This window comes from Dyella subtropica (assembly GCF_026283965.1).
Lineage (GTDB): Bacteria > Pseudomonadota > Gammaproteobacteria > Xanthomonadales > Rhodanobacteraceae > Dyella_D > Dyella_D subtropica.
The window spans coordinates 38,167-61,904 of the sequence record NZ_JAPDPD010000020.1 but is presented as its reverse complement, the minus strand read 5'-3'; the positions used below and the strand labels follow the sequence as shown (position 1 = coordinate 61,904).

Annotated in this window: 23 protein-coding genes; 5 read left to right on the top strand and 18 right to left on the bottom strand. The window is 63.8% G+C overall.

The window, feature by feature from the left end; all coding sequences use genetic code 11:
- Positions 1–20 precede the first annotated feature (20 nt).
- From OUZ45_RS16745 to OUZ45_RS16655, 18 genes are all read right to left on the bottom strand, one after another.
- Entirely contained in the window at positions 21–1,451 is a 1,431-nt protein-coding gene (locus tag OUZ45_RS16745) for a sigma-54 dependent transcriptional regulator (protein ID WP_266171297.1), read from the bottom strand.
- 369 nt (positions 1,452–1,820) lie between these two features.
- The gene (locus OUZ45_RS16740) at positions 1,821–2,378 is read right to left on the bottom strand and encodes a PilZ domain-containing protein (protein ID WP_266171296.1); all 558 of its coding nucleotides are present in this window, start codon (positions 2,376–2,378) and stop codon (positions 1,821–1,823) included.
- 130 nt (positions 2,379–2,508) lie between these two features.
- Positions 2,509–2,790, bottom strand: coding sequence for a flagellar protein FliT (locus tag OUZ45_RS16735; RefSeq protein WP_266171295.1), 282 nt, complete (start codon positions 2,788–2,790; stop codon positions 2,509–2,511).
- A complete protein-coding gene (gene fliS, locus OUZ45_RS16730) occupies positions 2,787–3,218 on the bottom strand; it encodes a flagellar export chaperone FliS (RefSeq protein WP_266171294.1) in 432 nt (143 codons plus the stop codon). Before fliS ends, OUZ45_RS16735 begins: the two co-directional genes overlap by 4 nt.
- A 16-nt stretch (positions 3,219–3,234) precedes the next feature.
- Positions 3,235–4,701 (bottom strand): flagellar filament capping protein FliD, encoded by a 1,467-nt coding sequence (fliD, locus tag OUZ45_RS16725; protein ID WP_266171293.1) that lies wholly within the window; start codon positions 4,699–4,701, stop codon positions 3,235–3,237.
- A 205-nt stretch (positions 4,702–4,906) separates the two neighbouring features.
- Positions 4,907–6,391, bottom strand: a complete 1,485-nt coding sequence (locus OUZ45_RS16720; RefSeq protein WP_323137574.1) for a flagellin N-terminal helical domain-containing protein — start codon at positions 6,389–6,391, stop codon at positions 4,907–4,909.
- Between the two features lie 194 nt (positions 6,392–6,585).
- Positions 6,586–7,812, bottom strand: a complete 1,227-nt coding sequence (gene flgL, locus OUZ45_RS16710) for a flagellar hook-associated protein FlgL (protein WP_266171292.1) — start codon at positions 7,810–7,812, stop codon at positions 6,586–6,588.
- A gap of 5 nt (positions 7,813–7,817) precedes the next feature.
- Positions 7,818–9,695, bottom strand: a complete 1,878-nt coding sequence (gene flgK, locus OUZ45_RS16705) for a flagellar hook-associated protein FlgK (RefSeq protein WP_266171291.1) — start codon at positions 9,693–9,695, stop codon at positions 7,818–7,820.
- Positions 9,696–9,914: 219 nt separating this feature from the next.
- Positions 9,915–10,847 carry a flagellar assembly peptidoglycan hydrolase FlgJ gene (gene flgJ / locus OUZ45_RS16700; RefSeq protein ID WP_266171290.1) on the bottom strand — a complete coding sequence of 311 codons (933 nt, stop codon included), beginning with the start codon at positions 10,845–10,847 and terminating at the stop codon, positions 9,915–9,917.
- Position 10,848: 1 nt separating this feature from the next.
- Positions 10,849–11,976, bottom strand: coding sequence for a flagellar basal body P-ring protein FlgI (locus tag OUZ45_RS16695; protein WP_266171289.1), 1,128 nt, complete (start codon positions 11,974–11,976; stop codon positions 10,849–10,851).
- 437 nt (positions 11,977–12,413) lie between these two features.
- Positions 12,414–13,094 (bottom strand): flagellar basal body L-ring protein FlgH, encoded by a 681-nt coding sequence (flgH, locus tag OUZ45_RS16690; RefSeq protein WP_266171288.1) that lies wholly within the window; start codon positions 13,092–13,094, stop codon positions 12,414–12,416.
- Positions 13,095–13,102: 8 nt separating this feature from the next.
- On the bottom strand, positions 13,103–13,888 hold the full coding sequence (gene flgG / locus OUZ45_RS16685) for a flagellar basal-body rod protein FlgG (protein WP_266171287.1): 786 nt from the start codon (positions 13,886–13,888) through the stop codon (positions 13,103–13,105).
- A 27-nt stretch (positions 13,889–13,915) separates the two neighbouring features.
- Positions 13,916–14,656, bottom strand: coding sequence for a flagellar basal-body rod protein FlgF (gene flgF, locus OUZ45_RS16680; RefSeq protein WP_266171286.1), 741 nt, complete (start codon positions 14,654–14,656; stop codon positions 13,916–13,918).
- Positions 14,657–14,666: 10 nt separating this feature from the next.
- Positions 14,667–15,887, bottom strand: coding sequence for a flagellar hook protein FlgE (flgE, locus tag OUZ45_RS16675; RefSeq protein ID WP_266171285.1), 1,221 nt, complete (start codon positions 15,885–15,887; stop codon positions 14,667–14,669).
- A gap of 22 nt (positions 15,888–15,909) precedes the next feature.
- A complete protein-coding gene (locus tag OUZ45_RS16670) occupies positions 15,910–16,581 on the bottom strand; it encodes a flagellar hook assembly protein FlgD (protein WP_266171284.1) in 672 nt (223 codons plus the stop codon).
- Positions 16,582–16,613: 32 nt separating this feature from the next.
- Positions 16,614–17,042 (bottom strand): flagellar basal body rod protein FlgC, encoded by a 429-nt coding sequence (gene flgC / locus OUZ45_RS16665; RefSeq protein ID WP_266171283.1) that lies wholly within the window; start codon positions 17,040–17,042, stop codon positions 16,614–16,616.
- Complete coding sequence (flgB, locus tag OUZ45_RS16660) at positions 17,042–17,458, bottom strand: flagellar basal body rod protein FlgB (RefSeq protein ID WP_266171282.1); 417 nt, start codon at positions 17,456–17,458, stop codon at positions 17,042–17,044. The genes flgC and flgB overlap by 1 nt, the downstream gene beginning before the upstream one ends.
- Before the next feature lie 694 nt (positions 17,459–18,152).
- Positions 18,153–19,070 (bottom strand): chemotaxis protein, encoded by a 918-nt coding sequence (locus OUZ45_RS16655; RefSeq protein ID WP_266171281.1) that lies wholly within the window; start codon positions 19,068–19,070, stop codon positions 18,153–18,155.
- Positions 19,071–19,275: 205 nt separating this feature from the next.
- On the opposite strand from OUZ45_RS16655, the gene OUZ45_RS16650 reads away from it, so the two are divergent.
- The 5 genes from OUZ45_RS16650 (at position 19,276) to OUZ45_RS16630 (ending at position 23,603) form a co-directional block, all read left to right on the top strand.
- Positions 19,276–20,583 (top strand): methyl-accepting chemotaxis protein, encoded by a 1,308-nt coding sequence (locus OUZ45_RS16650; protein WP_266171280.1) that lies wholly within the window; start codon positions 19,276–19,278, stop codon positions 20,581–20,583.
- A complete protein-coding gene (gene flgA / locus OUZ45_RS16645; protein WP_266171279.1) occupies positions 20,583–21,281 on the top strand; it encodes a flagellar basal body P-ring formation chaperone FlgA in 699 nt (232 codons plus the stop codon). Before OUZ45_RS16650 ends, flgA begins: the two co-directional genes overlap by 1 nt.
- A 139-nt stretch (positions 21,282–21,420) precedes the next feature.
- A complete protein-coding gene (gene flgM / locus OUZ45_RS16640; RefSeq protein ID WP_266171278.1) occupies positions 21,421–21,741 on the top strand; it encodes a flagellar biosynthesis anti-sigma factor FlgM in 321 nt (106 codons plus the stop codon).
- Between the two features lie 8 nt (positions 21,742–21,749).
- Positions 21,750–22,181 (top strand): flagella synthesis protein FlgN, encoded by a 432-nt coding sequence (locus OUZ45_RS16635; protein WP_266171277.1) that lies wholly within the window; start codon positions 21,750–21,752, stop codon positions 22,179–22,181.
- A 150-nt stretch (positions 22,182–22,331) separates the two neighbouring features.
- Positions 22,332–23,603: an EAL and HDOD domain-containing protein gene (locus OUZ45_RS16630; protein ID WP_266171276.1), complete on the top strand. Its 1,272-nt coding sequence runs from the start codon at positions 22,332–22,334 to the stop codon at positions 23,601–23,603.
- Positions 23,604–23,738 lie beyond the last annotated feature (135 nt).

The window sequence follows — 23,738 nt, the reverse complement described above, 5'->3', positions numbered from 1 at the left end:
AAGGGAGAGGGAGCGAAGCTTCACGAAACCTGCAAGCTGGCCTGCAAGCCGTACTTGCGCAGCTTCTCCACCAACGTCGTGCGTTGCATGCGCAACAACTTCGCCGCATGCGCCACCACACCGCCGGTGGCGTCGAGCGCTTGACGGATCAAGCCCACCTCGATGTCAGCCAGATGATCTTTAAGATCGAGACCGCCTTCGGGCAGCAAGACCAGTGATTCGGTCGCCAGCTCCGGCAGCGCCATCGACGATGTGTTTGCGCGATCTTCCATCAGGGCGATGAGGGCTGCGCCGCAGACCTCATCGGTCGGAAGCGCGCCGCGATATTTTTCCGGCAGATCGCCGACGCGAATCTCGCCGTGGGGATACAGGATCGCCAGACGCTCGATCAGATTCGACAGCTCGCGCACATTGCCCGGCCACGGATAGCCGCGCAGCGCGTTCATGGCACCGACACTCAGGCGCACACCGCCAAGTCCACGACGCAGCAGGCGCTGATTGAATTCGCCGATCAGCTCGGGCAGATCGTCGAGATGTTGACGCAGCGAGGGCATCTCCAACGGAAACACGCTGAGACGATAGAAAAGGTCTTCGCGGAATTGGCCGTTGGCGATGGCTTGCTCAAGATTGCGATGGGTCGCCGCGATGATGCGTACATCGCAGCGCTGTGTGCGATTGCCGCCGACGCGTTCGTACACGCGCTCTTGCAACACACGCAGCAGCTTCACCTGCATCGACAGACTCATGTCGCCGATTTCGTCGAGGAACAGCGTGCCCCCCTCAGCCAGCTCGAACCGCCCTTTGCGGGAGCTGATCGCACCGGTAAATGCGCCCTTTTCGTGTCCGAACAACTCGCTCTCAAGCAGCTCCGCCGGAATCGCTCCGCAATTTATGGCGATGAACGGTTGATCCCTTCGCGTCGAGCAATCGTGGATCATGCGCGCAGCCATTTCCTTGCCGGTGCCGGATTCGCCCAACACCAGCACGCTGGAATCGAAGGGCGCCACCTGTCGCACCAGCGAGTGCACGCGACTCATGGTGTTTGAGCTGCCAACGAAACGCCCCTGGCCTTGATGACTGGCGGATGCGCGCGCGAGCAGGCTGCGCATGGCCTCGGCGACGCGCTCATAGCGCAACGGGAATTCGATCAGTTCGACCCGGCTGGCGTGACGGGAATCCATCGCCGTCAAAACACCGACCAGCGGCGAGTCCGATGCAAGCAGGATCGGCAGCTGTCGTTCGCGTTCACCCAGCTGATTGAGCTGCCGATGGAAGGTGTCGATATCGGTTACGTGTCCGATATAGATCGCGCGCCAATCTTGCGCCGCACCGCGGGCCGTCAAGCAATCGTCGCGAAGCTGAGGGCGGTGACCAAGAAACTGGAGAGCCGACACGACAGCGTCGGCGCGGATGGCATCAGATTCGATGACGGGGATATCGAAGGTATGCATTGGCGTGTCTCTACTCGTACTGCAAGCACTGCTGATTCCGGACCTGTACCTGAGGACGGGCCCCCCTAATCCGGTCGCGACAAATCCTTGTCGCCCGTTGGGAACTGTTCAGCAAAAAAGAGGCCAAGGCAATCACTGTTTCGTCGTACCAAATGCGTCACTTCGCTCGATCCAAAGCGACTATGCGGCATCGCAAGAAACCACAAACACATGAATTTCTAAGGTTTACGAACATTCCTAACTTGAGCGGACGCGCATAAAAATCGTGCCACCTGTCACGATCTCGCGAGACAAGCCGTCGAATTTGTGATGTTGATCACATGCGTTAACGACGCTATTCACATTTGTGAAGAGCACATTGTCGAAATGTCACTGCGCAGACTGACGCGCACCTGCCACTTTGCGTCGGTGGTGTCTAAACACGAGCCGTTCCAGCCCTTCGCCGACCGATTCGCCAACGGTTTCGAATGCAACGAAAGCCATGTCGTCGATGCGATGCGCGGTGATATTTGCCGGCAATTCCAGTGGCAAAGCGCGACAAGCGTCGAAATGGATACGCAGGAGAATGGAAGCTGCGCCAGGCGGTAGCAATGCGCCGGGCAGCAAGGCGCCAACGGCGTTGAAGCGAATGGGTTGGCGCGCGGGAAGATTCACTTCCGGCAACAACAGACGATCGACCACCGCCATCAACACATTCAACTTGCTGTCGATGCGCGCCAGCTCCTGCATCAGCGGCGTTTCGTCTTCGATGGCATCGCTGCGACGCTCATCGAATGCCGTCAACGTCGTAAGCACGTTCAGGTTCCGCTCGCGCAACGCAGTGGCCTCGGCCTCGTGCATGGGCTCACTCAGTGCCATGCAATCGACGTGAAGGCGGTCCTCGTAGTCGACCCGTTCGGAAAACGCCTGCCAGGATTCGTCTCGCATAAGCCCCTCGCCATGGGCGGCGCATGCCGCCATCTACCCCGTCAGGCGACGGAGCCTCGACGCCGGGGCTGGGCGTCGCCGTCGGGAATGGTGCATTCGCGCAGCGCCGTCCGCAGTGAATTTCTCCGCGTCAGGCCTCAACACCGGCGCCAAGATAAGCGTTCAGCGCCCGATGCGCATGACGTTGCTCGCCCATCGCGCGGCCTATCTCACCCCGAGCCGCCGCCGTCAGCAGGGTCAACTCGCGATTCTGCTCCAACAACGTGTGCACGGCCGCCGGCTCGGCCTCGACCAGCGAGGTCAACGCAGCCGCTCTTTCGGCTTCCAGCTCCGCCACTCGCTCCCATTCACCGCGCCGCGCGCACTCCAGCATCTGCGTGCTCAGCTGCAGGGCATGGGCCAGCCCGCTCACGCCGCCGCGCCCTGTGCCTGATCTTGCGAGGCCAAATAGGTATCGCGAATCTGCAGCCAGGCTTCCCGCACCGGCGCAAGCAACCGCAAAGCCTCGTCGATGGCACGCACGTCGTCATGGAGCTGTGCGTGCAGCAGACGGCGTGCGACGTAGTCGTACAGCGCGTCGAGGCGTGCGCTCAGTTCGCCGCCGGCCTCGTGATCCAGGCTATCGCGCAGCTCACCGATAATGGCGAGCGCGCGAGAAAAATTGGTGCCCTTGGTCGCCACATTGCCGCACATCATCGCGCCACGGGCCTGATTGATACGATCGATCAAGCCGTCGAACAGCATGGCGGTCAGTTGATGGCGATCGGCACCCTCGACGCCACCACGGGCGCTGTTTTCCTGGTAGATCGCGCTAGCGTTGCGCATGTATCCGTAACTCATCTCGGTTCCTCAGCGATCAGTTCTTCGAATTGCTGGACGTCATTTGCTGCAGCACCGTGGTCAGGTAGCTGCTGGTGCTGTTCAACTGCGACATCAGCGAGTCGAGGTTGGTGTACTGGGTCTGCAACTGTTTCTGATACGTCGCCATGCGCGCATTGAGATCGGTCTGCTGGCCGCTCAGCTTGGTCAGTGCGGCATTGAGGCTCTTGATCCGCGACGGAATGATGCTGTTGGGCGAGGTATAGCCATTGAGCGCCGTATTGAGCCGGGTCGCGTAGCCGTTGTTACCGCCGAACAGGCTGCTTACGGCATTCGGGTTCGCATTCAGCGCCGCGGTGAGCTTGCCGGTATCGAGCGCCATGGAGCCGTCGGCTTTGCGCGTAATGCCCAGGCTGGCCAGCGTACCGATGCTGTTGCCGGGAACCGCGCTGCCCAGCACGCCTGACATCTGGCGCTGCAAGGAACCAAGGGTGGTATCGCCGAGCAGCACGCCAGCGGTGCCGCTGGTCTTGTCGTAGCTGGACAGCTGCGCGACGGTACCGGCGTAGCCGTTGTACGCGTCGACGAAGGCCTGTACCGCCGCCTGCGGGCCGCTGTTGTCCTGTGTCACCACGAGCCGCGTGCTGCCCGTGGCCGCCAGGTTGAGCGTCACCCCGTTCAGGGCGCCGGTCACGGTGTTGGTGGCGCTGTCGACGGCGATGCCGTCGATGGTCAGCTGCGCGTCCAGCGCCTCATTGCTGCCGGCGGTGTTGAGTTTGTTGGCCAGCGTGGCAAGGCCCGCGCTGCTGCCGCTGCCGGCGCTGATCGAGAAACCGTTGGCGATGCCGGTCTTGCTGGAGCTCACCATCAGCTGCGAGCCGGCACTACCGTTGACCACCGAGGCGGTGACGCCCGGATTGCCGGATGCCTGGTTGATCGCCGTGGCGATGTCCGACAGCGAAGCCGTGGCCGACACGCTGATGCTCACACTGCTGCTGCCCACCGCGATGTTCAGCGTGCCCGCGCCCACCGCGGTGCCGCTGACATAGGAATCGCTGGTGCGCTTCTGCGCGGTGGCCAACTGGGTGACATTGAGCGCGTAGTTGCCAGGCGTGGCGTTGCTCAAGGTGCTGGCCGTGCCGACGCTGGACGTACTCAGGCTCGCCGCATAGCTGCTGAAGGTGCTGCCGGCGGCGAGCTTGGTAAGCGCGGCCTGCAGCGGGGTCAGCGCGGAACTGAGCGATGACAGGCCGTTGAGCAGATCGTTGGTCTGCTTGGTGTGTGTGTTGATCTGTCCCTGCTGCGGCGCCTGCCTGGCATTGACCAGCGCAGTCACGATCTGGGTCACGTTGAGACCCGAGCCGATACCCGCCGAGCTGAGCGTGCCGGTCCCCGAAGTGGACGATGACCCGCCGCTCGAGGACGAGCCCGACGAACCGCCCGATGTCAGTGAACTGAGCAAGGAGCTCAGGCTATTGCCGGATGTAGCGCTGGTAGTCGTCATGGCGACCCTCGTCAGTATTCAATCCATACCGCTCCTGCGCGAAGCGGACTGCGCGAGTCGCCGGCAAAACCCTCGCCCGGACGCAAGGACTTTGCCGGCGGCTCCTGTTTGCGCTCGGCGGCATCGTTTGTCGCGATGCCGTCGAACGGAAAAACCAGCGGCCAGACGGCCGGGACACAGGAGAGTCCCGGCCGGCCGTCCTCTGTTACTGCAACAGCTTCAGCACCTGCTGCGGCTGCGAGTTGGCCTGCGACAGCACCGAGATACCGGCCTGCTGCAGGATGTTGGCCTTGCTGAGGTTCGCCGTTTCGGTAGCGAAGTCGGCGTCGCGGATGGTGGACTGCGAAGCCGTCAAGTTGGTCGACATCGAGCTCAGCGTGGAGATGGTGGACTGGAAGCGGTTCTGCACCGCGCCCAGCGTGCTGTTCAAGTTGCTCACCGTGCTCAGCGCAACGTCGACGCGCGAGATCAGATCGTTCGAGGAATCCACCGTCTGCACGTTGCCAGTGGCCAGGGAGCCCGCTGCCGTCAGCTGGGTATTGGCGGTGTAGGCAGCACCGTTGCCGGTGGAGGATCCCGTGATGACCGCAGCGCCGGTATCGCCGACCTTCAAGCCATTGGTGGTATCGCTGGAATAGATGTTGATGCCCTTGCCGTCGGAGCTGACCGCCGCGCTCACGCCACTGATATTGGAGGCGTTGATGGCGTCAGACAGGTCCTGCACGGTCTTCACTTTGCTGGTATCGATCGCGGTACCGTTGACGGTGAGTCCTTCGCTGGCGATCGGCGCAGGGGTGGTCACCGCCGCTGCACCTGCGGTGGACACCGGAGCGCCACCGAAGGCAGTGGCCACACCGGCACCCGCCAGCACCGGGGCGGCGGCGCCGGCACCCGTAGCGGTGGTCGCGATGCTCAGCTTGCCGCCCGCGCTGGAGACCGAATAGGTGCCCGGAGCGGCTGCGTTCAACTGGGTCTGGACTGCCGCTACCGTGGCGGCGGCGGTGCCGTAGTTGGCATTGAGGTTCACGGCATGGCCGTCCACCGTGAATGCGGCGGAGGTGACGCTGTAGTCGGTGGGAGCGGCGATGCTGCCGACGACCGAGCCCGCCGTGGCCGGCGTGGTGGTGGTGTTGAAGGTGGCCGCAGCGATGTCGCCGGTGGAGACCTCGGAGATCGCGCCCAGCTGGCTGGTCTTCACGCCCTGGTTCATCGACACGCTGATGGTCTGGCCCACGTTGGCACCGACCTGGAAGGTCAGCGTGCCGGTGGAACCGTCCAGCACCTTCTTACCGTTGAAGTCGGTCTGGTTGGCGATGCGGGTGATTTCCGACAGGCGCTGCTGCACTTCGGTGTCGATCGCCTGACGGTCGGTGGTGGTGTAGTTGCCGCTGGCCGACTGCACGGCGAGGTCGCGGATGGCCTGCAGGTTGGAGGTGACCTGGTCCAGTGCCGACTGCGTGGTCTGCGAGAGCGAGATGGCGTCGCTGGCATTGGAGCTGGCCTGGCCGATGCCGCCGATCTGGGTGGTGAAGCGGGTGGAGATCGCGTAGCCCGCGGCGTTGTCCTTGGCGCTGTTGATCTTCAGGCCCGAGGACAAGCGCTGGGTGGCCATGGCCAGGGCGCTCTGCGACTTCGTCAGGTTGTTCTGGGCGGTCAGCGAAGAAACGTTGGTATTGATAACAAGTGACATGGATATCTCCTACGGAACCATTGGCCGGATTGTTTGGGCCTTACTCATCCCGGCGGCAAGGTTCCTTTGTCTCGGAGTGCCATCCGCCTCAAGGAGTGTTTCGGCTCTGATCGGAATTACTTGAGAGCTTTGCTTGCGTCGTTCGCCCGCATGCATTAGGCGCAGGTCACAAAACCACTGGCCCGCGCAACAGATCACTTGAGATAGTTGAACAGGCTCATCGACTTCACCTGCGCAAACACCTGCTGCGATGCCTGCAGCGAGGCCGACTGCAGGCTGAGGTTGCTGATCGCTGTATAGGCGTCGACATCCTGCACGCCCGACAGCGCCGCCTTGTAGGTGACGTTGAGGTCGGTATAGGTGTTCTGCTGCGTCTGCAAGGTGTTGAGCCGACCGCCGACCGATACCTGCACATTGGCCACGGCGGACTGCGCCTGATCCAACGATTCCAGTTGGCGACTCAAGCCGTTGGCGATCTGCACTTCGCTGCCGCCGCCTTGCAGCGTGGCGATCATGGTGTTGAGCGTGGTGAAAACATCTTGTTGGGTGCCGGCCTTCACCGACACGGTGTCGCCCGCTGCCGGCGTGCCGCTCATGGCAACGGTGAGTCCGTTGAAACTGATGCTGCCGCCGTCGGTGTAGGTACCGCCCACCGGGCTGCCGCTGCTGTTCAACACCGGATTGCCATGCGCATCCGCCGCAGTCCATGCGCCGCCCGCACCGAAGGTGATGGTGTAGCCGCCGCCACTGGCTGGCAGCGCGGCGTTCCACGCCGATAGATCCGCCACGCTGTTGGCGCCCACCAGCAGCGAGCCGGTATTGGTGCTGCCCGCCGCGGCGACAAAGCTGCCGTTGCCGGCCGGAATATTCATGAACAAGCCGGCACCGGAGTCGCCCGTCGGCAGCTGCAGACCCGCGCCAATCGCGGCCATTTGCTGCACACCATTGCCGACATAACTCACATTGCCGCCCGCGCCCGCCTGGAACGGCGCCGTGGTAGTGGCCGTTCCGGCAAACAGTGCGTTGCCGTTGCTGTCGGTGCTGTTGCCCAGCTGCACCAGCTGATCGCGCATCTGGCTGAGCTGGCTGGCCATGCTGGCGCGGTCGGCGGGCGCCAGCGTGCTGTTGATGCCCTGCAGGCCCAGCGTGCGCGCCTGGTCCAGCAAACCGTTGACCGAAGTGAGTACGCTGGCTTCGGTGTTGAGTCGCGTGGTCGCGCTGTCGATGTTGCTCGAATACTGCGTATTGGCCGCCATGATGTGGTTGAGGCTGATCACCTGCCCCGCCCCGGCCGGATCGTCCGAAGGCACGTTGATGCGTTTGCCGGTGGTGACCTGGTTCTGCGAAGCAGCCACAGAGCTTTGCTGGTTGAGCATGCTGCTCAGCGACTGCTGGTACATCCAACTGGTGGAAAGGCGCATCGCGATCACCCGTGCATGGCGTTGAGCAGACTTCCGAAGATGGTCTGCGCCGTGGAAATGACCTGGGCCGAAGCCTGATAGGCCTGCTGATAGCGCACCATGCTCGCGGCCTCTTCGTCGAGATTGACGCCGGACACGCTTTGCTGGGACGACACTGCCTGGTTGTAGAGACTGGTTTGCGTGGTGAGACCGGTCGCGGCCTGGCTGCCGACGGTGCCGACCTGGGTTGTCAGGTTGCCGTAGGCGGCGATCACCGACGTGGCCGCGCCATCCAGCACACCCTTGTCGGCCAGCCCGGCCAGCGCCAGGGCGTTGCTGTTGTCCTTGAGCCCATTGCTGTTGGCGCTCACGGCAAAACTGTCGCCGGCAGCCGGCGTGCCCGACAGCGTCATATTCCAACCGTTGGCGGAGATCGTCTGGCCCGCTGTGTAGCTGCCACTGGCGAGTACCGTACCTGCGCTGTTGGCGACCTGATACGTGCCTGCCGTAGGGAAGCTCACCTTGGCATTGCTGAGCAGCGCTGCATTGGACGCATCCTGCACGCTGATGCCGGCGACCTTGGCGCTGCCCGTGTTCGTGCCACTGGCCGAGGTCGTCAGCGCGGCGGCCGCGGCGATCTTGTTCGGATCGGTCATGGTCATGGTGAGGCCGCTCGCTGCCTGGCGCGTCGGCTCGATCAGATAGCTGTCGCCTGCCTTCGGCGTACCCGAGAGCGCAAGGGTCAACCCATCGGCCGACAGGCTGCCGTCGGCATTCGTCGTCAACGCCACGTTTTGGCCCGCCGTGGTCTTGAGGTTCCACGCGCTGCCGTCGTAACGCATGACGTAGTCGGCGCTGGTCAGCTTGGAAACATCGCTGACGCTGGCCGCGATCGTCGCACTGCCCTGGTTGCCACCGTTGGGCAGCACCGCCGGGGAAGGCACGCTGAACATCGGCCCGCCCTGCTGGCCATTCATGTCCAGGCCCTTGGCCTGCTGCGCATTGACGCTGGAAGACAGTGCCACCGCAGCCCGGCCCAACTGGTTCTGCACGTTGTCCAGCACATTGCCGCGAAAATCCAGCAACGCGCCGAGCGAGCCACCACTGATCTTGCTGGTGACATCCGTGCCACTGCTGTCGAGCACGTTGGTGCGGTTCGTATCGTAGGCGTCCCTCGCGGTCGACAGCGCATACGATTTGCCGCCGACCACCAGCGCCTGGCCGTTGCTGGAGTAAACGCTGACGGTGCCGTCGGGCTGGTTGTAGCTGGAAACCCCCAGATAACCGGAGAGCGTCTTCACCATCGCATCGCGCTGGTCGAGCAGATTGTTGGGCACACCGGTGGTGCCGGATTGGGCAATGCGCGCATTGAGATCGGCGATGCTGCTGGCCGCCGAGTTGATGCTCTGCACCGTACTGCCGATCTTGCCGTTGACCTGGCTCTGCTGCGAAGCCAGCTGCTGGCCCAGCGTGTTGAATACGGTGGTCAATGCGCTGGCGCTGCCGAGCAAGGCCTGACGCGTGGACGACACGCCCGGCGTATTCGCCACCGCGCTGAAGCCGCCGTACAAACCATCCAGCGAACCTTGCAGATCGCCACCATTGCTGAGCAGGCTGTTCAAGCTGCCGGCCAGACCGTTGTAGGCGGTCGCGCGCTGCAGGCTGGAGTTGTTACTCCACACCGCCTGGGTCAAATAATCGCTATAAGCGCGCTGCACCGACACCACGTCCACGCCGGTGCCGATGGTGTACTGAGGACCGGGCTGGGTGACACTTTCCACCTGCTGCACGATCTGGCGGCTATAGCCGTCGGTGTTCGTGTTGCTGATGTTGTTACCGACGGTATTCAGCGCGACCTGGGCCGCGTTGAGTCCCGACACCGCGGTACTGAGTAGGTTAGCCATGGGGTTTTCCTGATTCGCACCGAATCTCAGCTTCGCGAGTTACTGCTCCCTCCCCTGCTTGCAGGGGAGGGCTGGGGAGGGGTGAGTACTTGAGAAAGCGTTTCGATAGAGGCTTTCGCAAGTGCTCACCCCCTCCCGGCCTCCCCCTGCGAGCAAGGGGAGGAGAAAATCGCGCTAGCCGAGACTCGACACTCATCACGTAGGGTTTTCCTGGATACATCACTCTGAGGGGATCGGCGCACCGATCACTTTCTTGAGCGCATCAAGCGCCTGGCGCATCTGCGGACTGTTCGCGATGGCGGCCAGCTTGTGCGCATACGACGGGTCAGTGGCGTAGCCGCCATTGACCAGGCCCTTGGCAAAACCCAGCACGTCGTCGCCGTGACCCAGCGCCTGGGCGTAGCGCGGGTTGTCGGTAATCAGCCGCGCGTAGTCGGCCAGCGAATCTGCCGGCGACTTGTAAGCGCGGAACTGCGCGTTGCGGCGCACCGCCACGCCATCCTCGAATTCCAACGTCGGCACGTTGACCTTGGCCCCGTCCCAGCTCGAACCGGCCTTCATGCCGAACAGATTGTTGCTGCTCTTGCCCTGGCTTTGCGGCATGTGCTGACCCCACTGCGTCTCTAGCGCAGCCTGCGCCAGCACAGCACGTACGGATACGCCGAGCTGTTTGGCCACCTTCGCCGCTTGCGGCGCAAGATCGCGCACGAACGCTTGCGCATCTTCCGGCAGCCAGCTCACGGCTTTCTCCGCGACCGAGCCGGCGGCATGCATCACCGAGCCGAGACGCTGTTGCCAATCGTCGGCTGTCGGGGTGGCCGCTGCATCCGTGCCGCTCGATGCGCCTCCAAGCTGGCGCACCAGCATCTGCGCAATACCGAGGCCCTTGCCGTGCTGGGACAGATTGAGGGACAGCTGCTGATCGAACATCTCGCGCCAGGTGTTGCTGGCCTGGCTATCGAACAGCCCGTCGCTGCCGCTCGCGTCGCGCATGGATTTGAGCATCATCTGGGTGAAGATCGACTCGAACTGCTTCGCCACCACCGGTAGCGCAGACTTCGCATCCGCTTGCGCGGATTGCTGCAGCGTCTTGAACCCGGACAGATCAGTCCAGGTATCCACACTGCGCATGACGTCGCCGGGCAGCGTCATGTCAGATCACCACCAATTCCGCATGCAGCGCACCGGCTTGTTTCAGCGCCTGCAGGATCGAAATCAGATCGTTGGGCGAAGCACCCACCTGATTCACCGCACGCACGATTGCATCCAGGCTGGCACCGGGCCCGAACTTGAACATGTGGCCACCGTTCTCACTCACCTGCACGGAGCTGCTGGGTACCACCGTCGTCTGGCCTTGACCGAACGGCGCCGGCTGGCTGACCAGCGGCTGCTCGCCGATGGTGACCTGGATCGAACCGTGCGCCACCGCCGCGGCACTGACCCGCACATCCGAGCCGATCACCACCGTGCCGGTGCGGGAATTGACCACCACACGCGCCGGCGCATCGCCTGGCGTGACATCCAACGACTGGATGGCGCCCAGCCAGGACACGCGCTGACTGGGATCGAGCGGCGCACGCACCGCCACCGAACCGCCATCGAGCGGCTGCGCCGTGCCTGTGCCGTAAGCGCGATTCACCGCATCGGCAATGCGGCCAGCGGTGACGAAGTCTGGCGTGTTGAGATTCAACACCAGATCGCTATTGCTGCCAGTGCCGCCACCAAACGATGACGCCACACTGCGCTCCACTGTCGCACCGTTCGGCACGCGACCGCTGGCGGAAATATTCACCTGCACGCTGGAGCCGCTCTTGCCCTGCGCACTGATGCCTCCAACCACCACACTGCCCTGCGCCATCGCATAGACATTGCCATCGGCACCGCGCAGCGGCGTCATCAACAACTCACCACCCCGAATGCTCTTGGCGTTACCGATCGAAGCCACCGTGACATCAATCTGCTGCCCCGGTTTCGCAAACGGCGGCAATTGCGCCGTGATCGTCACCGCCGCCGCATTCTTCAACTGCGGCCGCACATTCGCCGGCACCGTAATGCCGAACTGCTGCAGCATGTTCTCCAGGCTTTGCGTAGTGAACGGCGCCTGCGTGGTCTGATCGCCACTGCCGTCGAGGCCGACGACGAGGCCGTAGCCGATGAGTTGGTTGCTGCGGACGCCTGCGACTTGGGCCAGATCGCGGATTTTGTCGGCGTGGGCTGGGCGCGCGATGAGGCCCGTTGCCAGCACGAGGGTCGCCAATAACGTGATTGCTTTGAGTCGCATGTTGCGTACCCGTTGCATAAGTGAGTGCTCCCTCTCCCCTTTGGGGAGAGGGTTGGGGTGAGGGGTGGGTGCTTGCGTCAGCGTTGCTATCGTCGTCCCTGCGTAGGCAGGGACCCAGTAGTGGAGCGCTTCGATGTTCGCGTTGTCGCGGCCTGGTTCGCCTGCCGCGGGCTTTCGTCCTCCTGCCGGAGGCCGAGTCACTTTTCTTTGGGCAAGCAAAGAAAAGTGACTCGGCTCGCGGCAGCGAGACGGAAGCCCGCGGCAGGCGAGCCCGGTCGCGACAACGCGACAATCGAAGCGACAACGCACTGGATTCCGGCCTTCGCCGGAATGACGGAGTAGAGGCGGCGTCGCGAGCACCCGCCCCTCACCCCAACCCTCTCCCCGGAGGGGAGAGGGAGCTAGAGCGGTGGCGTGCGGCGACCGCAAACCCTCCATCAGTACGGCATCCACTTGGAACTGAAGAACCGCGACAACCATCCCTTAGTGTTGGCCTCAGCCAGCGTCCCGCGCCCCGTATAAGCAATGCGCGCATCCGCCACACGTGTCGAAGGCACACTGTTGTCCTGCCCAATATCCTGTGGCCGCACGATGCCGGAGATGCGTACTAACTCCTGACCCTGATTGATGGTCAGCCACTTCTCGCCGCGCACCAGCAGGTTGCCGTTGGACAAGCGCTGCGCCACGGTGACGGTGATCTGACCGGTCAGCTGATTGCTCTGACTGCTGTTGCCGCTGCCGTCGAAGGTGCGATCGCCGTTCGTGGTGATGTCCACGGGCTTGCCACCGAGCGTGACGCTCTGCCCAAGCAGCGTCGGCGCGCCAATGCTGGTTTTATCTTTCTTGCTGGTGCTGGTAGTGGCCTTCTTGCTGGCCTGGGTGCTTTCCACCAGTGCAATGGTGAGGATGTCGCCGACACGGTGCGCGCGCGGATCGGCGAACAATTCCATGCCTTGATCGGCGTGGTAGATCGCGCCATCCGAGGGCGGCGCCACGGCCGGTTCTTGCGGCGGTGTCGGTGCCCAGGCGGCATCGTCGCGCGGCATCGGCATGGCGCAGCCGCCGAGCATGGCGACGGCCAGCAGCAGGCCGGTGCGCAATGGAAGTTTCGGCGACATCGGCGTGCTCACATTTTGTCGGTCAGGGTCTGCAGCATCTGGTCGGTGCTGCTGATCGCCTTGGAGTTCATCTCGTAGGTGCGCTGCGTCTCGATCATGTTGACCATCTCGGCCACTACGTTGACGTTCGACGATTCCAGCGAGCCCTGTGCCAACGAACCCATGCCGTTCAAGGCCGGCTGCCCGGTCTGCGGCGAACCGCTGGCGGCGCTCTCCAGATACAGGTTCTGGCCCTGCGGCTGCAGGCCGGCCGGGTTAACGAAATCGGCGAGCTGGATGGTGCCGACCACGACCGGCGCGGCGGTGCCGGTGGTGGTCGCGGATACGGTGCCGTCGCTGCCGATGCTCACGCTCTGCACGTTTTTGGGCAGGGTGATCGCCGGCTCCAGCGGATAGCCGTCGCCGGTGACGACCTGCCCGTTCGCATCGGTGTGCAGCGAGCCATCGCGGGTATACGCCACGGTGCCGTCGGGCATGCTTACCTGCAGAAAGCCGCGGCCCTGGATCGCCACGTCCAGCGAATTGCCCGTCTGCGAGATGTTGCCTTCGGTGAAGAGTTTTTCGGTGCCGACCACGCGCACGCCGGTGCCCAGCATCAGGCCCGATGGCGACAGTGTCTGCTCCGTGGTCTGGCCGCCTGGCTGTCCCTTGTTCTGGTACATCAGATCCTGGAACGACGCGCGCGAACTTTTGAATGCGGTGGTGTTGGCGTTGGCCAGGTTGTTGGAAATGACGTCCATGCGCGTCTGCTGCGCATCGAGGCCGGTCTTGGCGGTCCACAAGGATGAAAACATCGGTCACTCCAAAGGCGAGCTTGCGGTTCAATTGGCCTGCAGCAATTTGTTGGCGGAATCGGCGTTGTCCTCGGCACTCTTGATGGACTTCACCTGCATGTCGTACTGGCGCGACAACGCGATCATGCGCACCAGCTCAGCGGACGGATTCACATTGCTGCCTTCGAGCACGCCCGAGGCCAGCTTCACTCCGGTATCGGCCGGCGCCTGGCTGCCGTCGGCCATGTGCATCAGGCCATCGGCGCCCTGCTGCAGCTGAGTCGGGTCCGGATTGACCAACCGGATACGCTCCAGCGTGGTCACCGAACTCGGCCCTTGCCCCAGTGGCACGGCCGAAATCGTGCCGTCCTGTCCGATGCTTACCTGTGCCGCGGGCGGCAGCGTGATCGGCCCCGATCCACCGAGCACCGCGTTGCCGCGCGAATCGGTGAGCTGACCGTCGCCGGTGAGCTGCAGATCGCCGGCGCGGGTGTAGCCCTCCGTTCCGTCCGGTGTCTGCACGGCGATCCAGCCTGCGCCCTGCACCGCCACGTCCAGCGGATTACCGGTGGTGATGGACGAGCCTTGGCGCAGATCCTGTCCCACGCCCTGCGCCACCGCGTTGATGCGCGAGGCCTCGCCGTCGCCGAGCACCGGCACGCTTTGGAACGCGTTGAGTTCGGTGCGAAAGCCGACGGTGGAAGCGTTGGCCAGGTTGTGGCTCACCGCGTCCTGGGCGCGCATGATCTGCGTCGCCCCGGTCATCGATAGGTAAACGGAACGATCCATGGCTCAGCGATCAGCGCGAGACGGCGGTGAACAACGCCGACGCCAGCGTGTTGTCGGTGGACAGCACCTGCGCGTTGGCCTGGTAGTCGCGCTGCGCCTTGATCATATTGACCAGCTGCGCGGTGGTGTCGGAGGTGTTGGACGACTCCAGCGCACCCGCCTGGATGGTGCCGAACTGGCCGGCACCGGCGGTGCCCATCACCGGCACGCCCGAATCGGTGCTGGCCGCCCAGGTGGTATCGCCGACCTGACGCAGGCCCTGCAAGTTGGCGAAGTTCGCGATCGCGAGCTGACCGATCTGCGTGCTCTGGTTGTTGGAGTAATAGGCGGTGACCACGCCCTTGTTGTTGATGTCGATCTTCGACAGCGTGCCGGCCTCGAAGCCGTTCTGCGCGATGGTGCCGGCGGCGTAATCGGTACCGAACTGGGTGGTGTTGGTCATGTTCACCGTGAGCGCCAACGGATTGGAACCGTTGCCCAGCGCCACCGGCGTGAAAGTGAGGTTGCCGCTAGCCGGCGTGGCCAGTTTGCCGCTGGTGTCGAACGTCATCGGCTGTGTACCGGCGCTTTGGCCGTCGACGTAGAGGTTCGCGTTCCAGGTGTTGGTCGCGGTCTTTACGTAGTAGAGGGTGGCCTGGTGCGAGCCGCCCTGCGAGTCGTACACCGTCACCGGCTGCGCCTGGTTGTAGCTGGTCGCATCGGTAGGGTTGAACGGCGCGGTGGGCGGTATCGTCGCGCTCGACGGCAGGTTCGAGGTCATGGTGATTTTGCTGGTAGCGGTCGCGCTGCTCTGCGCGGTAACCAGGCGCAGGTCGGTCAGCGTGCTGCCGTCGAAACCACCAATGCCATTGGGCGGATAAACCTGCAGGCGGGCACCCGAGTTGGTGACCACGTAGCCGTTGTTGTCCTGATGAAAATTGCCGGCGCGCGTGTAGGTCACGCCATTGCCGTTGTTGATGGTGAAGAAGCCATTGCCGCTCACCGCCAGATCCAGACTGTTGTTGGTGGTTTCGATGTCGCCCTGAGTGAACTGCTGCGCCACATCCTGCAAACGCGTGCCGCTACCGATGGCGGTGGAGTTGAGGTTGAGGCCGGTGACGGCGTAGATGTCCTTGAACTCGGCGCGCGACCCCTTGAAGCCGGTGGTGTTCGCGTTGGAGATGTTGTTGGCGATGACGTTGAGATCGGACTGGGCAGCATTGATGCCGCTGAGCGCTGTGTTCAGTGCCATTTCGGTTCCTCGTGAGAAGGGTTCAGAGAATCTGGGCCACCTGGCTGAGCGCGACGCCGCCCACACCAGCCACTTGCAGATAGGTACCCAGCGAGCCGCCGCCGTAACCGACACCGGTGACCTTGCCGGACACATAGGTATCGAGCTTGGCGCCACCGCTGCTGGCACTGAGCGTGTAATTGCCGGTCGCCACCGTGTTGCCGTTATCGTCCTTGCCGTCCCAGGTGAACTGGGCCAGCCCTGCTCCCTGGTTGCCCAGCGGCAGCGTGCGCACCACATTGCCGCTGGCATCCTTCACCTGCACCGTCACGGCACCCGCGCTGACCACGTTGGCCGCACCGGTGAGCGCAGTACCGCTGTAGCCGACGCTGGTGGAAGGCACCATCACCGAGCGATTGATCAGGTTCGATGAATTCAGTACCTGCGAGGTCTGCATCGCGTTGTTGACGCTGGTGCTCAAGGCATTGATCGAGGTCAGCAGATCCTGTGTCGCCGACAGCTGGCTGAACTGCGCCATCTGCGAGGCGAACTGCGAGTTGTCCACCGGATGAGTCGGGTCCTGCGCCTGCAGCTGGGTCGTCATCAACTTCAGGAAATCGGCCTGACTCATGCTCTTGGACATGGCCGAATTGACCGACGAGCCAGTGCCCGAACTGCTGTTACTGGTGTTGTTCGTACTTGGAATCGTGCTCACGGCTTGCTCCTCATGACTTAGTCACTCTGGGCTCACTTGCCGAGCTCGAGGGTTTTCAACATCAGCTGTTTCGCGGTGTTCATCACCTCGACGTTGTTCTGATACGAACGCGAGGCGGAAATCATGTTGACCAGCTCGTCCACGGGATTGACGTTGCTGGCATAGACATAACCATTGCCATCGGCCATGGGATTGCCTGGCTCGTAGCGGCTCGGAATCGTGGCATCGCTCTCGGTAACGCCCTTCACCTGCACCGACGCCGTGGCGCCCTGCTCGCTACTCGCCTGACCGGCAAGCGAACGCTGCACAGCCGCGAACAACGGCTCTTTGGCGCGATACGCCGACTCGGGACTGGAGGCCACGCTCTCCGCGTTCGCCAAGTTGCTGGCTACCGTATTCAAGCGCAGTGACTGCGCCGCCATGCCCGAACCTGCCACATCGAAAATCTTGGAGAGACTCATCAGCTCGACGTTCCGGTAATCGCCGTTCGCATCATGCGGATCTGCGCGGTGATGAAAGAGAGACTCGCCTGATAGTGCACACCGTTCTGCGCGAAGCTCGATTGCTCCACCTGCGCATCCACGGTATTGCCGTCCATGCTCGGCTGCATCGGCACGCGATACGCAAGCTGCTCATTCGCCTGAGCCGCGCCCTGCGCCGCAGGATCGATCTGGCCCGCGCTAGGTGTGGCAAGCGCCAGCTTGTCGCCGTCGCTACCACCGGCATGCGCCAGCGCCGTACGAAAATCGACATCGCGCGCGAGATAACCCGGCGTATCCGCATTCGCCAGATTGCTCGCCAGCACCTCAGCACGCCGCTGCCACAAGCCAAGTGCCTGCGTATGCACGCCGAACAAGTTGTCGTTGCTAATACTCATCGCTGTCGCTCCATGCGGTGTTGACCGCAGGAGCACATCAGCAATTAGCGTGCCACGCCTCGGAAAGCGCATGGCAGCTGGTTTTGCGGCATGGAGAAAGAAGCGCGCAACGATGAAAGACAAAATCCCGACGCGCCGATGGACGGCATTCTGTCGCGCGAACACGAGACAGTAGGAGCGCACCCTGTGCGCGACAACCCTATAGAGCGCGACGCCACAACGGTCGCCCACAAGGTGGGCTCCTACAGGGGCGCGCCCTTGCTCTTCAGCTCTTGCTCTTGATGTTCGGGGTCCCCTGTGCAGCGGTGAGGGCTGGACGATCAGGCCCGCAGGGGCATGGGCAAGGATGCCCATGCCTTTTCGACACGACAGGGATGTCGTGTCGAAAAGCCCGGCCAGTCCTCACGGACTCGGAGGGCGAAGCCCGGAGAGCGCGGAACCGGGGTGCCCTTCTCTTTGGTTACTTTCTCTTGGGCAAGCAAGAGAAAGTGACCCGGCCTCCGGCAGGAGGACGGAACACGCCGAAGGCGACCAGAATGCGATAACGCGATAGTCGAAGCGACAACGCCACTGGATTCCGGCCTACGCCGGAATGACGAAGTAGGGAGCGGTATCGCGAGCACCCACCCCTCACCCCAACCCTCTCCCCCGTCCACAACTTGTAAACGGGGGAGAGGGAGTAGATGCAGAAGCGTCAGGCTGGCAACAAGTCCAGCACAGCCTGCGCCAACACATCCGGCTGAAACTTAGCGACGAAGCGATCGGCGCCGACCTCCTCCACCATCGCCGTATTGAACACCCCACTCAGCGAGCTATGCAGCAACACCTTCAACCCCCGCAACTCAGGCGCCTCTCGAATCGCACGCGTCAACGCATAGCCGTCCATACGCGGCATCTCGATATCCGACACCACCAGGCGCACACCCTCGTCGGGCGACGCCTCCGCCAGTTCGTGCAGCCGTTCCAGCGCCTCACGGCCGTCTTGTGCAACCACGCAATCGATACCCATCTGCTTGAACAAACCGATGATGCGTCCGCGCGCGAGCTGTGAATCATCGACCACCATGACTCGGTGCGAAGACAGGGCATGCAGCTGTGCTGCCTGCTGCACACGCTCGGATAGCTCTTCAGGTGCGCCCTCGATGCTGGCCAGCACATGCTCCACATCGATGATCGCCAGCAGCGCGCCATCGACACGGGTCACCGCATTCACGCGGGCGCCGAAACCCAGCGCCGCGCTGGGCGCCGCCAGTGATTCGCCTTCGCAATGCACGATGCGCTGCAGATCGGCCACCAGGAAACCCTGCACCGTACGATTGAACTCGGTGACCATCAGGTGCGCCGTCGGTTCGCCAAGCAATGAGGGATAGCCCAGCGCAGCGGCGAGATCAATGACCGGAATGGTCTGGCCGCGGTAGTCGCAGCAGCCCGCCAAAAGCGGATGCGCCTCGGGCAGGCGCTCCAGCGGCGGTCGGCGCAGCACTTCGCGCACTTTGAATACGTTGATACCGAAGAGCTGCGCATCGCCCAGGCGGAACAACATCATTGCTACCCGGTTGTGGCCGGCCAGACGGGTATAGCGCTCAACACTCTCCAGCAACGCCCCTGCCATTTCGCTTCCTCGAGATCTCGCCGTCGTATGGACGGCACCCGAGGGGTATCGGCGGATGGGGAGGGGAGCTTTAGCGGGGAACGGCCAGGGCATCGCAACCTCGCTTTTGCTCGCCATTCGCTTATGGCACAGCCCTTGCTTCCTCAAGTTTTCGAAGCATCCGACGATCTGCGGTCATCCACTTCATCCAGGAATCGCCACATCCATGAGTCTCATCTGGAGCCAGCATCTCGCCGCCTTGGCACAGGCCGCAGCAAACGGCGACGTCGCCCAGCTCGATCTGTTGTCGCGCCGCCATCCTCGCGTGGCCTTGGCCCTGACGCCATTGCTGGCGCGCATCGAACCACGTGCGCCGGCCTCCGTGGCCTTGCAGGCGATCGAGCAACAGAGCCTGCTGCTGGGCGCGGCGCAGACGCTGGGACGCGAACAGCAGGCGCTCGAACAGGCGATTCACGAGAGCCGTGACGGCGTCGGTCGCTTGACGGAGGGCGGCGCCGGGATTTCGACGGCGCTGATGCAGGCCGCCAGCGGCCTGGGCACCGCCCGCTCCGCCGGCGAACTGAGCGAGGCGACCGTCAGCGAACTGGACGGTCAGTTGCGCCTGTTGCGTACGGCGTTGTCGGCCATGAATCGCAACCAGAGCAAGTTGGCCGAGCAGGTGGCGCAGATCCGCAAGCTCACCGCCACGGTGCAGGAGATCGCGCACCAGACCAACCTGGTGGCGCTGAACGCCGCCATCGAAGCCGCGCGAGCGGGTGAAGCCGGCCGCGGTTTCGCGGTGGTGGCGGACGAAGTGAAGCAGCTTGCCGAGAAGACCACACAGGCCACCGCCGAGATCGAAGCCGTCACCGGATCGATCGGCGAGTTCTCCGTGCAACTGGACGGCGACGTGCAGCATGGACTGCAGCGCCTGGAGCGCGCGCAGAACGGCATCACCCAGACGGAAGGCTCGTTGCGCCGCGGCACCGATGCGCTGCGCACGGCTAGCGAGCGCGTTACCACTCTGCAGGAAGGACTGGACACGCAGCAGGTCCGTGCCGCGGCCTCGCAAGCCGCGCTTGGCGCCCTGCAGCGGCGCATGCTGGAGACCCGCCGCCAGAGCGAAGGCGTACAGCGCGCCGCCGTGCTCGCCCATCGCCTCAGCCTGGGCTGGCTGGAGCATGAGAGCGGCGAGGACATTGCCAGCCTCAGCCTCACCGTGCGCGAAACCGTGCAAGGCATCCGACAAGCCATGGACCTTGCGCTGCGCGAACCTACGTCATTGGACCGCCGCTGGTTCGATACCAGCACGCTGAACCGCTCGCTGCAGCGCCTGGCCGCGCAACATCCCGGACATCCTGCGGCGCAAACGCTGCTGGACGTGGGCGTGCGGCTTGGCGAACAAGGCAACACCTTTGTGGGCTTGCTCTGCGATGGATTGATCGATCAGGCCTCGCACTTGCCACCGCGGGTGGACAGCGAGCGCGAGTCGATCGGTGTCCAGCTCGCCCTGCTGTTGGCGAGTGAGGACTGATGCGCTCATGCGTGGCCCCTTGGTTGGCGCTGGCCCTGCTCAGCGCCGGCGCCACCGCGGCGCCGGCCGATGATGCGGGCGCTGAGTGGCGCTCACTTGCCGAGCGGGCCGTGCGCCAGCGCTACGAACAACCAGGCACGCGTGTCGTTGCCTCCGTCGAGGCCCTGGACACGCACCTGCATCTGGCGCCCTGCCCGGCGGCGGCACAAGCACAACTCCCCACGCGCACCCAACCCACATCTCGCCTCAGTGTGCAGTTGCACTGTCCCGTGCCGGGCGGCTGGACGGCACGCGTGGTGGTGCGCCTGGAAATTTATCGTCAGGTATTGGTGACCACCCGCCCTCTGCTGCGCGGCGACGGCCTGGCCGTTACTGACGTGCGTGCCGAAGAGCGCGACATCGCCCGGCTCGGCTACGGCTACCTGGACAACGTGGCAGAGGCAAGCGGCCGTTCGCTCGCCCGGCCATTGCCCGCAGGCAGCGTACTGACCCCCGCCACGTTTACCGGCCGCCAACTGGTGCGCCCTGGCGACAGCGTGCAGATGCTGGCCCGGCTGGACGGCATCGAGGTCCGTGCCGACGGCGTGGCCCTGGGTGGCGGCGATACCGGCGCCCGCCTTCGCGTTCGCAACGGCAGCTCGGGCAAGGTGGTCGACGCCGTGGTGGTTACCGCAGGCCAGGTGGAGGCGCTTCCTTGAGACACCCACGCGACATTACCCTCTGCAAGGGATGCTCTGATCTATCCCTGGCTCTCAAGTTTGCCGATCTAACGCCGATAGCTTTGATCACAGGGCCAAATACCTTCACAGAGTCGGCACCTTCCGAGACACGAACCCCATGAACACCACCATCACATCCAAAGGTCTTCCGGCGCTTCCGCAGCCGCAGAACGGCCAGACCAGCACCGGCACGGCCGGCGCGGGCCAGACCACGGGCAGCGAAGCCACGGCAGCGCCCGTCGTCAGCGGCGACCGCGTGCAGCTGACCGAATCCGCTCGCGCCTTGCAGGCAGCACGCGGCGGCGGTAGCAGCTCGTTCGACGCCAAGCGCGTGGAACAGATTCGCCAGTCGCTGGCGGACGGCAGCTACCGCGTCAACGCCAGCAAGATCGCCGACGGCCTGATCTCCCTCGAAGGCAAGATCGACGGCAAGGCATGAACAAGCCGATGTCATCCGAGCTCAGCGAAGCACTGGCAGCTACCCTCGCGGAGATGCGCGAAACGGTCGATGCGCTGGTGGCGACGCTGGGCGAGGAGCATCAAGCACTGGAACATGCCGACACGCCCGCGCTCGATCGCGCCGGTGCAACCAAGCTGATCCAGATGCGCAAGCTCGATCGGTTGGACGCGGAGCGGGTGCAGCTGAGCAACGCCGCACCGCAGGCCGCCGACAGGCTCAAGCCGGCATGGACGCAGGTGCTGCAGTCGCTTGAAAAGTGTCGCTTGCACAATCAGCGCAATGGCGGCCTGGTCAACCAGCGCCTGGCGCAGGTTCGGCGAGCTCTGTCCGCGCTGACCGGTGAGCGCGACGAGCCTGTCTACGATCCCGCCGGCTTGCTCCATTCGCCACAACGTTCGCAACCACTGGCGCAAGCCTGAGCCCTCCACACCAGCTAACTGCAAAGGGCGGCGACAGCCGTCCTGACGCCCCCGCCCCTCATTACCCCGCTCCGCATCACCCCAGACCCGATGACCCCAGCCCCAGCGCCACGCGCTGGCCGCGAAAATCAGCCACGCACTGTGATCGATATGAGTGAAATTGCAGCCTCTATGGTCTCCAGCGAACAGTCACAGATCGTTCTTGGCGAAGCCCCATTACCGGTGGTGCGTATCCCCATGCTGGATCGCGAACGCCAACTGGTCGCCTACGAGCTGATCTTCAATCACGACGTCGACGACGAAGCCACGCTGATGCAGCGCGTGCTCGCTACCATCGCCGACGGTGCGATTACCCGGATGGTGCGCGACAACTATGCGTTCCTGCGCTTTTCGCGCGAGCTGTTGCTCAAAAGGGCGGACGTGCTGCAGCACCATCGCCGGCTCGGCGTGATCGTGGAGCTGTCCGCCGCCCTCGACCCGCCGCTGATGGAGAGCCTGCAGCAGGTCGCGCAACGCGGTGGCAGCCTGCTGCTCGATCTGGGCGACATGGACATCGACGCGGGTGAATCGCGCGTGGCGCTCTCCGCTTTGCTGACCCTGGTGCGCTTTGTACGCATCGATGCCAGCAAGCTCGCTCCCGACGCCCTGCGTGAACGCTGCGAAATGCTGCATGCGCGTGGTCTGCAGGTGATCGCCGGCAACGTCGAGGATCACGACACCTGGCATCGCTGCCAGGCACTGCCGTTCCACGCCATCCAGGGCCGCTACCTGCTTCGCCCGGAAAAGGTCGACGTGGCCGTGCTCAGCGCAAACCGGCTGAGCGTGCTGCGCCTGCTGCGCGCGCTGGAAGAAGAGGCTACCGGCCCGGTCGAACTGGGCCAGGTCATCCGCAATGACGTCATCCTCAGCTACAAATTGCTGAGCTGCGTGAACTCCGCGTATTTCGCGCTGCCCCGCCAGTTGAAGTCGGTGGAGCAGGCGGCGATCTTCTTCGGCCTCACGCGCATGCGTAACTGGATCAGCACCATGACGCTGACCGGCATGGACGACCGTCCGCCGGAACTGCTGCGCGCCGCCCTGATTCGCGCGCACATGTGCGAACAACTCGCCCAGAGCATGCCGCGCGAACAACGCGAGATGGCCTTCACCACCGGCCTGTTCTCGCTGCTGGAAAGCCTGATGTGCGCGCCGATGGCGTTGCTGTTGCAGCACCTGCCACTGGCACCCGATATCCGCAGTGCCCTGCTTGAGCAGCAGGGGCCGTTCGCGCCGCTGCTGGAACAAGTTCAGCAGTGGGAAGCCGGAGAACTGCGCAGCGGCGACATCCAGCCCCAGCAAATCCGCCGCATGGCCACCGCCTACCTCGAAGCACTCCGCTGGGCCGACCATGTGTATTCGTTTGCGGAGCAGCGGCCGAATTGATGGCTATAAGGCTACGTAGTTCGACTGTGCTTTTTGGCTTACGCGCGCTGTCGCAGTGATGCTCTAGAAACGCCATCCCGAGCGCCCACCCCTCACCCCAACCCTCTCCCCGATGGGGAGAGGGAGCAAGAGCAA